This is a genomic window from Sphingomonas sp. Ant20, assembly GCF_000783375.1.
GTDB classification, from domain to species: Bacteria; Pseudomonadota; Alphaproteobacteria; order Sphingomonadales; family Sphingomonadaceae; genus Sphingomonas; species Sphingomonas aerolata.
Genome location: NZ_JRVI01000090.1, coordinates 1 through 10,900 on the forward strand (window position 1 = coordinate 1; position 10,900 = coordinate 10,900).

Genomic DNA, 10,900 nt, shown 5'->3' on the forward strand with positions numbered 1-10,900 from the left:
GACGGGTCATGGCATCGGGATCGCATATCATGGTGCCGACTGCCACCGGTCTTGGTACGTCCGAATCGGCCAAAAATCTCGTTGCGAAACTGAAAGGACCCGTCATGATGCGTACCGGCAATGCATTGCGGAGCGGCATGATGATGCGGACGACATGGTGTGGATCGGGGGTCCGATCGGGTCTTGCCGCGGCGTCGCTGATCGTGGCGGCGCCGTCCGCGTTCACTGTGGCAGCGGCCGGCGCGACGATGGCGCAGCGCGATGAGGTGCCACCGGCCGCGACACCGCCGGCCGAGCGTCGGATCTGCAAGCGATCGGCGCCGTCGGGATCGCTGATCGAGACGCGACGCGAATGCCACACCCGCGCGGAATGGGACCAGATCGCGCAGGCGGGACGTGCCGCTGGACAGGATATGGTCGAACGTGCCGCACGCAGCGGTGCGCAATAACGGCGCCCCGGTGATGCGCCAGCAGCCGGGGCCGTCGCTCGAGATGTTGTTGCAAGCCGCCGAAACCGCGCAGCGTGCCGGCGACGGTGCGCGGGCCTGCGCCGTCTTTCACGACGTGCTCGGCATTGCACCCGAACATCCTGTTGCGCTCAACGCGCTGGGCCTCGACGCGTTGGCGCGGGGCGATGGTATGGCGGTCGGCTATTTCGCGCGCGCGACGACAGCTGACCCTGCCGCGTCGCCGCTGTGGATGAACCTGGCGAGCGCCTATCGCGGGCTCGGCGACAGCGTGGGGGAACAGACCGCGCTCGAACGCGCGCTTGCGCTCGACCAGCGCAATCTGATGGCGAACGTCCGGCTGGCCGAACTCCAGGACCGCGTCGGTAACACTGCGGCGGCGGCGTTTCGCTGGGGTGGGGTGGCCACGATCGTTCAGTCGCTCCCCGAGCGGTCGCCAGCGTTAAGTCAGCTCCTCGTCCGTGCCTCTGATAGGATCGCGCAGCATACACGTGCGCTGTCCGATGCCATCGATACGGCGCTTGCACCGTTGCGGGAGGATGCGGCCGCGGACGATCGACGTCGCATCGACGTCTGTATCGATGCGATGCTCGGTCGTCGGGCGATCCATGCGCCGGTACCCCACGGGCTGCATTTTCCATTCCTGCCCGCGGACGAATTCTTCCCGCGGCGGCATTTTCCCTGGCTGGCTGCGTTCGAAGCGGCCACGCCGGCGATCCGCGCAGAGCTGGAAAACCTTCTTGCCGATGGGGCATCGGGCTTCGCGCCCGATGTCGCGATGACGCCGGGCACGCCGCCGAACCGGTGGACCCCACTCGACGGGTCGGATCTGTGGAGCGCCCGATATCTGTGGCGGTATGGCGTGCGCGACGATGCGGTGTGCACGCGGTGCCCGCAAACCGCGGCGATGCTGGAGACGCTGCCGTTGGCGGACATTCCCGGCCGCGGGCCGTCCGCCTTCTTCTCGGTCCTCAAGCCCGGCACGCGGCTGCCGCCGCATACGGGGGTCAGCAATATCCGGTCCGTCGTCCATCTTCCGTTGATCGTGCCCGACCGATGCGGCTTTCGGGTCGGGGGCGAGACCCGAGCGTGGCGTGTCGGCGAGGCGTTCGTGTTTGACGACACGATCGAGCATGAGGCGTGGAACGACAGCGACGAGATTCGCGCCGTCCTGATCGTCGACGTCTGGAACCCGCATCTCACCGCGAGCGAAATCGCGATGATGCGGCGGATGTTCGGGACGCTCGGCGCGCAGCTGGGCATGGCGGGCGACGTGGTGGATTGAGCTTGCCCGCGCGAGGCTGCGGTGGTGAAATACTGGCTGGGAGACGAAACTATGCGGACGACGCTGTCATGGGCAAGCCGAGGGTCGTGGGTCATCGTGCTCGTGGGGGGTATGGTCGGCCTATCAGCCGTCGGGGCGCAAATCGCACCCGTCTCCACTGCATCTGCAGACGATCCCGCGCTGCAGGCGCTCCGGGAAAAGAACGCACGTGTTCAGCTCGCCAATTATCCGCGCGGGGCGCTGCGTCGCGGTGAGCAGGGAACCGTCGGGATCAGCGTTACCGTCGATCGGCAGGGGCGGTTGCGCGAATGTGCGGTTTCGAAGAGCAGCGGCTTTGCCGCGCTCGACGAGGCGACGTGCGACTTCCTGTTCTCGCACGCGCAGATTGCGGCCTATGTCGCACCGGGCGGCGGCGGGCCGACGACCCGGCAGGAGGGGCAAGTCGTTTGGACGCTGCCTGCGGGTGTCCGACCCACGACCGCATCAGCCACCGCGGGGCCGTTGCCGGAGAAGAAGATCTGTCGTGCGCAGGCGCGGACGGGCTCGCTGGTCGCGAGCCAGCGCATCTGCCTGACCAAGGCGGAATGGCGACGCCAGTATGAACTGGCGCAGGACGAGACCCGCGAGATGCATACCCGCGCGATGCCGGGCGACTGATCGACACGCCGGCCGCGTTTAGCCGGTATCGACCACGGGACCCTGATACCGGTCGATCGCGGCGAATATGTCGGTCAGCGCGTCGCGTTCGGTCGCGGTCAGTTCGGGACGCCAGACTTCGAACAGCAGGACGATCCGGGTCTGCGTCCCCCGGTTCCACGCCTCGTGCTCGAAAGAATCGTCGAATATCAGCATCCTGCCGTCGCGCCACGGGCGCGTCTCGGACCCTACGCGCAGCGCGCATCCGTCAGGGGCGATCAGGGGAAGGTGGCAGATAAGCCGCGTGTTGAGCATGCCGTGATGCGGGCGGATATGCGTGCCGGGGGTCAGCCGTGAGAAGATCGCCATCGGCGACCGGCCGGGAATGACGGGGATCGGCGCCAGCGACAGCGCGGCCATCGTGTTCGGGCATATCGTCGCATTGGGCTCGACCGGCACGCCACCACGCCAGAGGTGAAAGGCGCCCCAGCCCGGATCGTCGAGCAGCGGGTTTGCGGGCGGTGGTCGACCGGCCATGGTCTGCACATAGGGTGCAAAGCCCGGTCCGGCCGCGAGCACTGCGTCCAGTTCGGCGCGGATCGCGCCGGTTGCCGCTTCGATCGGGGCGACCCAGGCGAACTCGTCGCGCTCGAAATAGGCACGCTGCGCCAGGCCCGGGAAATAGAACATCGAGGGTTGCTGAAGATAGAGCTCGCTCCGGCCGAGCAGCAGGTCGAGCGCGTGGCGGATCCGGGGACTCGCCGTGCGCGGCATGTCCTTGAGGGCCGCGTCGAGATGCGCCGAGAAACGGCCGGCGACTTCGGTCAGGAAGGTCTCGCCAACCCGGAGCAGGGGGACGAGCGCGGGGGCGATGGTCGCACCCGGCTGGGAGGCGACCGACAGCGCGGTGCGATAGAAGGACTCCGCCGCACGATCGTCCCCACGACGACGCTTCAGCGCCGCCATCGTCAGCAGTGCGCCGAGATGCCGGGGCTCGGTCGCGAGAAAGCGGACGAGCGCGTCGTCGGCCTCGTCGTCGCGCCCGAGCGCCTGCGCCGCCTGCGCGATCAGAAACCAGGGCGCGGGCATGCCCGGTGCGCCGTCGCGCAATAGCGACAGCCTTTCATAGGCGACAGCGGCGTTGCCGTTGCGCAGCGCGGTCATGCCCTCACGGGCGAGCGAGTCGGCCTGTGGCCGGGTCAGGTGCATGACGCAGGCTAGCCTGGCAATGAACCGGATACAGCTAAAAACGTCCGGATCGGACCCGCCTATCTTCCATTCCGGGGGGGCCGGTTCAGCGTGTCCAGAGATCGGTGGCGAGCCGGTCGAGATAGTCCGCGGCGCTGGCCGCGGCGGTGGGGGTGTAGAGGCTTGCGAGCGCTGTGGGATCGAGCGCCTTGGCGGCGTCGAGCAGGCCGCGCCATGGGGTCGATGCGCCGGGCCAGCTTGGCACCAGGATTGCGGCGCCGAGTTCGGCCAGACGTTCGCCCTTGCGCATCTGTTCGTCGAAATAGCGCCATTCGGGCGCGCAGACATAGGGGCGGCCGCGCGCGCGATTTCGTGGACGATGGTATCGCCACTGGAGGCGACGACGACGTCGGCCGCAGCGATGTGCGCGGTGATCGTCGAAACCCAGCCGCGCAGGTGGAGATTGCCGAAATCGGTTTCATGGCCCTCGCGCTGGACGGGGCCGAGCACCAGCCAGTCGGTCTCGGGCAACGCGCGCGCGGCCATGGTCAGCGGCGCATAGGGCGTGCCCGCGCCACCGCCGCCGGTCAGCACGACGACGATCTCGCGGTCGGGGGAGAGGCCGAGCATCGCCCGCGCCTCCGCCTTGCCCGGCACGCGGTCCTGCGCGGTGCACAGCCCGCCCGCATAATGGGTCATGGCGCGGATCCAGTCAGGGGTCTCGGGCTGTTCGAGCGCTTCGTCGAAGGGCGCGAGCAGGCCGACACAGGCGCGATAGCCGGCGAGATGCGCGGCATCGCCGCGGTTGCCGTGCATCCGGATCCCGATCGCGGGGACGCTGGCGATGCGGGCCAGCAGCGCGATCTCGGCGGAGACGTCGACCACGAACAGCGCGGGATCGACCATGTCGAGATGGTCGAGGATCGTCCGCATCGTCGCGCGGATCGCCGCGTCGCCGATCGGTGCGCGGTGGAGGATGTCGGGGGGTGGGCTGCGCGGCGAGCGCCGGCGGGGGGGGCTGTCACTGGCCGCGGCCTCGTCGGGCAGGGGCACCAGCGTGACGGCGCGCGCGAAGCCGTCGAACAATGCGGGGCGTGCGGTCAGGATCGTGACGGCGCGCCCGGCGGGTAACGCGTCGATGATCGCCATTGCGCGATTGGCATGGCCGCGGCCCTGATGGCCGACATAGAAGGTGATCGGTTGAGGCATTACCGGGGGATACCCGCTCCGCGCCACGAAATCCCCCGTGAAATCCCCCGGGAAATCGACGGTGGCCCCGTCGCCGCAAGCCGCCTAGTCTGTGCCGCATGAGCGATGATGACAGGTCCGAACCGACCAAGCTGACGCGGTCGAAGCAACGCTGGGCAAGCGAGGGCAAGTTCCTGACGGGAGCGACGGACCGCGCGGAGGGCGACCGCCTGCCACCGGGGCAGCATCTGGTCCGCGACTGGCCGGTGCTCGATCTTGGCCAGCAGCCCGATATCGCGCGCGAGCGGTGGCGGCTGACGATCGACGGGCTGGTCGAGCGGCCGGTGACGCTCGACTGGGCGGGGTTCATGGCGTTGCCGCAGACCGCGGTGCGGTCGGACATTCACTGCGTCACGACCTGGTCGCGCTATGACAATGACTGGTCGGGCGTGGCGACGCGCGACCTGCTCGACCATGTCGGCCCGGTCGATGCGGCGGCGTTCCTGACGCTGCACGGCTATGACGGCTACACCACCAATGTCCCGCTGGCCGATTTCGCCGCGGCGGACGCGCTGCTTGTGCACAGCTGGCAGGACAAGCCGCTGACCCGCGAGCATGGCGGCCCGGTCCGCCTCGTCATCCCGCATCTCTATTTCTGGAAAAGCGCGAAGTGGATTTCGCGGATCGCGTTCCTTGGCGCGGACAAGCCGGGCTTCTGGGAGGTCAATGGCTATCACCGGCGCGGCGATCCCTGGGCCGAGGAACGCTACAGCGAGGACTAGAGCAGGGTCGCGCACGCCTCCTCGATCGCGGCATAGATCGCGTTGAGGTCGGGCTCGTCGATGCAATAGGGCGGCATGACGTAGACGGTGTTGCCGAGCGGTCGCAGCAACAGGTCGTGTGCGGTGAAGAAGCGCAGCAGTTTCGGGCCGAGATCCGACAGATAGCCGCGATCGCCGACCTGCAGGTCGACCGCGGCGATCGTACCGATGCGGCGCGGGTTGGTCACGCCGGGCAGGCGGGCGATGCGGTCGAGATGCGCCGCCTGTCGTGCGCCGAGTGTCGCGATCCGGTCAGGCACCGGCTCGTCGCGCCAGATCGCGAGGTTCGCGTTGGCGGCGGCGCAGGCGATCGGGTTGGCGGTATAGCTCGAGGAGTGGAAGAACATCCGTGCGCGGTCGTCGGACAGGTGCGCGTCGAAGATCTCCGCGGTTGCCATCGTCACCGCGAGCGGGACCGCGCCGCCGGTCAAGCCCTTGGACAGGCACAGGATGTCGGGCACGACGCCCGCCTGTTCGCAGGCGAGCAGCGTGCCGGTACGGCCCCAGCCGGTCATCACCTCGTCGGCGATGAACAGCACGGCGTGACGGGCGCAGATCGCGCGCATCTCGGCGAGTACGTGCGGCGGATAGATCAGCATGCCGCCCGCGCCGAGCACGAGCGGTTCGACGATGAACGCGGCGGGCGCGGCGCGGCACGCTGCCTCGAGCGCGTCGAGCGTGGCCCGTTCGGCGCCGGGGTGCGGGAAGGGGATGGTGCCGACGTCGAACAGCAGCGGCGCATAGGCGCGGTTGTAGACGCCGCGTTCGCCGACCGACATCGTGCCGATCGTGTCACCGTGATAGCTGTGTTCGAGCACTAGGATCCGGTCGCGCGGTTCGTCGCGGTTGCGCCAGTAACCAAGCGCCATCTTCAGCGCGACCTCGACCGCGGTCGAGCCGGAATCGGAGAAGAAGACGTGGCGCAGCGCCTTGGGCATGATCGCGACGAGCCCGCGCGCAAGCGTTTCGGCGGGTTCATGCGTCCAGCCGGCGAAGATGATCTGGTCCATCCGCCCCGCCTCCTCGGCGATCGCGGCCATGATCCGGGGATGGCGGTGGCCATGCGTTGTCACCCACCAGGACGAGATCGCGTCGACGATCCGCCGCCCGTCGCTGGTGTGGAGCACCGCCCCCTCGGTCCGGACGATGCGGGGGATCGGGTCGCCCAGACCATGCTGGGTGAAGGGATGCCAGATCGGCGACGTCATCGGAAATCCTCGAGCCGGAAACTGGCGGCGAACGCGGCGCTGAGCGCGGCGGTGTCGAGCCGGGGGAGGATCGGCAGCCGGCCGAGATGTCGCACGTCGCCCAGCCGGACGATCGCCGCCTCGCTGTGCGGGACCGCATCGCCGACGAACGCGACGCCGAGGATCGGCACGTCGCGGCGGCGCAGCGCCTCGATCGACAACAGGCTGTGGTTGATCGTGCCGAGCGCGGTGCGCGCGACGATCACGACGGGCAGCTGCCACTGCGCGAACAGGTCGGCAAAGACGCAGGTGTCGGTCAGCGGCACCATCACCCCGCCCGCTCCCTCGATCACCAGCGGGCCGGGCAGCGCGGGGGGCACGAGCCGGTCGAGGTCGATCGTCACCCCGTCGAGCGTCGCCGCGCGGTCGGGCGAGCAGGGCGTCGTCAGCCGATAGGCCTCGGGCAGGATCCGCTCGCGCGCGAGGCCGGATAGCGCGGCGACGCGCGACGCATCGCTGCCGCCGTCGAGCCCGGCCTGGACGGGTTTCCAATAGCTTGCGTCGAGCGCGCCCGCGAGCGCGGCGGCAAAGACGGTCTTGCCGACATCGGTGTCGGTGCCGGTAACGACGAGACGGGTCATGACAGGGCCTTTTGCAACGCGTCGCCGAGCCCTGCGATCTGGGGTGCGGTGACGTTGAGCGTGAGCGAGATCCGCAGGCGCGACGTGCCCCTGGGCACGGTCGGCGGGCGAATCCCGCGAACGTCGAACCCTGCCGCCTGGACCGCCGCCGCGACGCGCATCGTCGTCGCATCGTCGCCGAGCACGAGCGGCAGGATCTGCGATCCGGTCGGCACGACGCCGTACGGTGCGAGCACGGTTTCGGCGGTGGCGATGAGCGCGCGCAGGGCGGTGCGGCGTTCGGGTTCGTCGGCGAGGATCTGCAGGCTCGCGCGCGCGGCGCTCGCCATCAGCGGCGAGGGCGCGGTCGAGAAGATGAACGCGCGGGCCCGGTTGACGAGGAAGTCGCGGACAATCTCGGGGCCGCAGACCAGCGCGCCCTCGCACCCCATCGCCTTGCCGCAGGTGCGTAAGGTAACGATGTCGGGCCGTCCCTCCAGATGCCCGGCGAGACCGCGGCCATCGTCGCCGAACACGCCGGTGGCATGCGCCTCGTCGATCAGCACGACGCCGTCATGCTGCTCGGCGAGCGCGACGAGCGCGTCGAGCGGCGCGCGGTCGCCGTCCATGCTGTAGAGGCTTTCGACCGCGATCCAGGGCCGCCCGGTGCCGCCCGCGCGGCGCCACTGCGCGATCGCATCGGCAAAGGCGGTGACGTCGTTATGCGCTGCCGAGACCGTCTCCGCACGGCCGAGCCGCATCCCCTCATGCGCGCTCGCATGGATCAGCGCGTCGTGGACGACGAGGTCGCCGGTCTGCGGCAGCGTCGCGAACAGCGCGGCGTTGGCGGCATAACCGGTCGAGAAGTACAACGCGGCCTCCGCGCCGAAGAACGCCGCCGCCTCGGTTTCGAGCAGGATATGTTCGGGATCATTGCCGCGGAGCAGCCGCGATCCGCCCGAACCGACCGCGACGCCGCGCGCGAGCGCGGCCGCGACGGCCGCGGCGATCCGTCCGCTCTGGCCGAGCGCGAGATAGTCATTGGAGGCGAAATCAACTCCTTGCCGCGCGATCAGCGCACGGCGGCGCGTCGCGGCGGCAAGCGCGGAGAGGTCGCGATGATGCTGGTCGAACGCGGACATCGCGGCAGCCTCTAGCGACAACGCCGCGCCAGCGCGAGCCGATTGGCCGAAACACCCCGTCATAAAGAGGGATCGTTCGGTCGGATCGGGCATTTCTCTCCTATGGTATAGCAGGATCGGCTTGGCTAACCACGATTGCATTCTCCATTCCGGTCGAAGGTACCCTGCCCATGAAGCGCAAGACGCTGACCCAGTTCCTGATCGAACAGCAACGCGAGGCCGGCACGCTGCAGCCGCAGCTGCGCCTGCTGATCGAGGTCGTCGCGCGGTCGTGCAAGGCGATCAGCCATGCGATCGGCAAGGGGGCGCTGGGCGGCGTGCTCGGCAGCCTCGAGAGCGAGAACGTCCAGGGCGAGGTGCAGAAGAAGCTCGACGTGATCGCGAACGAGATGCTGCTCGAGGCGAACGAGTGGGGCGGGCACCTGGCGGCGATGGCGTCGGAGGAGATGGAGACGATCCACCTCGTCCCCAACCGCTATCCCAAGGGTGAATATCTGCTGCTGTTCGATCCGATCGACGGGTCGAGCAATATCGACGTCGATCTGTCGGTCGGCACGATCTTTTCGGTGCTGCGCGCGGCCGAGACCGCGTCGGGCGCCGATGTGTCCGAGCAGGACTTCCTCCAGGCGGGGCAGACCCAGGTCGCGGCAGGCTATGCAGTCTATGGTCCGCAGACGATCCTAGTGCTGACGGTCGGCGCCGGCGTGCACGAGTTCACGCTCGACCGCGAGATCGGGTCGTGGGTGATGACCGACACCAACATCCGCATGCCCGGTGGCAAGCGCGAATTCGCGATCAACACGTCGAATGCGCGCCAATGGTCGCCCGAGGTGACGCGGTTCATCGACGAGCGGATCGCGGGCAAGGACGGGCCGCTCGGTACCGATTACAACATGCGCTGGACCGGATCGATGGTCGCCGACGCGCACCGCATCCTCAAGCGCGGCGGCGTGTTCCTGTACCCACGCGACGTCCGCCAGCCCGGCAAGGTCGGCAAGCTGCGGCTGATGTACGAGGGCAATCCGATGGCGATGCTGATGGAGCAGGCAGGGGGTGCCGCCACCGACGGCGAGCAGCGCATCCTGTCGATCGAGCCGAGCAGCCTGCACCAGCGGATCGGCCTGATCATGGGCGATCCGGCAGAAGTCGAAGCGATAACCACCGCCTATCGGGAGTAGCGCGCATCGTCACCCGCCGGCGGTCGGGGGGTTGGGGCATGACGGACGAGGGCGCGCGTTGAAAAGGGGAGAAATTCGATGGAAGTCACCTCACAAAGACTCGCCGAGCAGCGTGACGACCGGACGTCGTGGCGACGCCTGATCGACGTTCATGACCGTATCGCCGAACGCTGCGCCGACCTGGTCGCGCTGTTGCAGCGGCGCGGGCATAATTGCGCGGGGGCGTCGCGCAAGCTGCTCGAGCTGGCGGTGCTGGTCGCGGATCATCTGGGCGTCGAGGACGAGGTGATCGACCTGACCGCGATCGCGACCGAGGCGGACTATTCGCCCGAGACGGTCGCGGTCATGGCCGCGGAACTCGACGCGCTGCGCCGCGAATGGCGGGTGTTCATCGCGCACTGGCTGCCGACGATCGAGCCCGCCGACTGGTATGAGTTCCGCGGCGAAGCCGAGGCGATGCTGAGCCGGCTGACGCATCAGGTGCAGCGCGAAAGCGCGCTGTTGTATGACGATGCGCTGCGCGCGGGGGTGATCGCGACCGGGCCGGTCGACCTGCAATAATCGCGGCGACAGGGTTCTTAACCCGGCGGCGATATCAAGGGCCATGATGCGCGTCCTGACCCTGTCCACGCTGTTTCCCGATGCGAGCCGGCCCAATTTCGGCGTCTTTGTCGAGCGGCAGACGCTGGGGCTCGCGGCGCATCCGGGGGTCGACCTGCGTGTCATCGCACCGATCGGCCTGCCGCCCGGGCCGCTGCGTCTGATGCCGCGTTTCGCGCCGCTCGCGCGGTTGCCGCTCAAGGAGACGTGGCGTGGGGTGGGCGTGCAGCGGCCGCGGTTCACGACGATCCCTGCGACCGGGGGGCGGTGGCAAGCCGCGGCGCTGACCCGCGCGCTGATCCCGGTGCTCGACGCCGTGCGGCCGAATTTTCCATTCGATGTCATTGATGCGTCGTTCTTCTTTCCCGACGGCGTTGCCGCGGTCGCGCTCGGGCGACGCTATGGCGTGCCCGTGTCGATCAAGCGCGCGGGGCGGATATTCATCTTTGGGGTCGTGCGGCGGGCACGCGCGCGCAGATCCGGCGTGCGGGTTGCGCGGCGGACGGGCTGCTCGCGGTCAGCGCGGCGATGCGCGCGGACATGATCGCGATGGGGATGCCGGCGGCGCGGATCCGGGTGCATCACACC

Annotated in this window: 10 protein-coding genes and 1 pseudogene; 7 read left to right on the top strand and 4 right to left on the bottom strand. The window is 68.8% G+C overall.

Translation table 11 applies throughout. The features are described 5' to 3' along the window. From NI18_RS12675 to NI18_RS22410, 3 genes are all read left to right on the top strand, one after another. Window positions 1–449, top strand: a 449-nt coding sequence (locus NI18_RS12675) for a hypothetical protein (RefSeq protein WP_037530211.1), incomplete at its 5' end; no start/stop codon positions are given. Continuing rightward, window positions 424–1,752, top strand: a complete 1,329-nt coding sequence (locus NI18_RS12680) for an aspartyl/asparaginyl beta-hydroxylase domain-containing protein (RefSeq protein ID WP_306286399.1) — start codon at window positions 424–426, stop codon at window positions 1,750–1,752. The genes NI18_RS12675 and NI18_RS12680, both read left to right, overlap by 26 nt. Before the next feature lie 111 nt (window positions 1,753–1,863). Further along, window positions 1,864–2,409 carry an energy transducer TonB gene (locus tag NI18_RS22410; RefSeq protein ID WP_052149179.1) on the top strand — a complete coding sequence of 182 codons (546 nt, stop codon included), beginning with the start codon at window positions 1,864–1,866 and terminating at the stop codon, window positions 2,407–2,409. 18 nt (window positions 2,410–2,427) lie between these two features. On the opposite strand, the gene NI18_RS27045 is transcribed toward NI18_RS22410, so the two are convergent. After that, complete coding sequence (locus NI18_RS27045) at window positions 2,428–4,785, bottom strand: aspartyl/asparaginyl beta-hydroxylase domain-containing protein (RefSeq protein WP_306286400.1); 2,358 nt, start codon at window positions 4,783–4,785, stop codon at window positions 2,428–2,430. 98 nt (window positions 4,786–4,883) lie between these two features. Here NI18_RS27045 and NI18_RS12700 point away from each other — a divergent pair, with 98 nt between their 5' ends. Continuing rightward, window positions 4,884–5,546, top strand: a complete 663-nt coding sequence (locus NI18_RS12700) for a sulfite oxidase-like oxidoreductase (protein ID WP_037530214.1) — start codon at window positions 4,884–4,886, stop codon at window positions 5,544–5,546. Here the strand turns inward: NI18_RS12700 and NI18_RS12705 are convergent. Genes NI18_RS12705 through NI18_RS12715 form a run of 3 tightly spaced genes read right to left on the bottom strand, consistent with a single transcriptional unit; the run spans window position 5,543 to window position 8,534 of the window. Continuing rightward, on the bottom strand, window positions 5,543–6,793 hold the full coding sequence (locus NI18_RS12705) for an adenosylmethionine--8-amino-7-oxononanoate transaminase (protein WP_037530216.1): 1,251 nt from the start codon (window positions 6,791–6,793) through the stop codon (window positions 5,543–5,545). The genes NI18_RS12700 and NI18_RS12705 overlap by 4 nt on opposite strands. Then, window positions 6,790–7,413 carry a dethiobiotin synthase gene (gene bioD, locus NI18_RS12710; protein WP_037530218.1) on the bottom strand — a complete coding sequence of 208 codons (624 nt, stop codon included), beginning with the start codon at window positions 7,411–7,413 and terminating at the stop codon, window positions 6,790–6,792. The genes NI18_RS12705 and bioD overlap by 4 nt, the downstream gene beginning before the upstream one ends. Then, window positions 7,410–8,534 carry an 8-amino-7-oxononanoate synthase gene (locus NI18_RS12715; protein ID WP_037530229.1) on the bottom strand — a complete coding sequence of 375 codons (1,125 nt, stop codon included), beginning with the start codon at window positions 8,532–8,534 and terminating at the stop codon, window positions 7,410–7,412. The genes bioD and NI18_RS12715 overlap by 4 nt, the downstream gene beginning before the upstream one ends. A 170-nt stretch (window positions 8,535–8,704) precedes the next feature. Here NI18_RS12715 and NI18_RS12720 point away from each other — a divergent pair, with 170 nt between their 5' ends. The 3 genes and pseudogenes from NI18_RS12720 to NI18_RS12730 all read left to right on the top strand — a co-directional run. Continuing rightward, window positions 8,705–9,712 (top strand): class 1 fructose-bisphosphatase, encoded by a 1,008-nt coding sequence (locus NI18_RS12720; RefSeq protein WP_037530220.1) that lies wholly within the window; start codon window positions 8,705–8,707, stop codon window positions 9,710–9,712. A 78-nt stretch (window positions 9,713–9,790) separates the two neighbouring features. After that, complete coding sequence (locus NI18_RS12725; RefSeq protein WP_037530222.1) at window positions 9,791–10,273, top strand: hemerythrin domain-containing protein; 483 nt, start codon at window positions 9,791–9,793, stop codon at window positions 10,271–10,273. A gap of 43 nt (window positions 10,274–10,316) precedes the next feature. After that, window positions 10,317–10,900 (top strand): annotated as a pseudogene (locus NI18_RS12730) (glycosyltransferase); the annotation flags it as partial.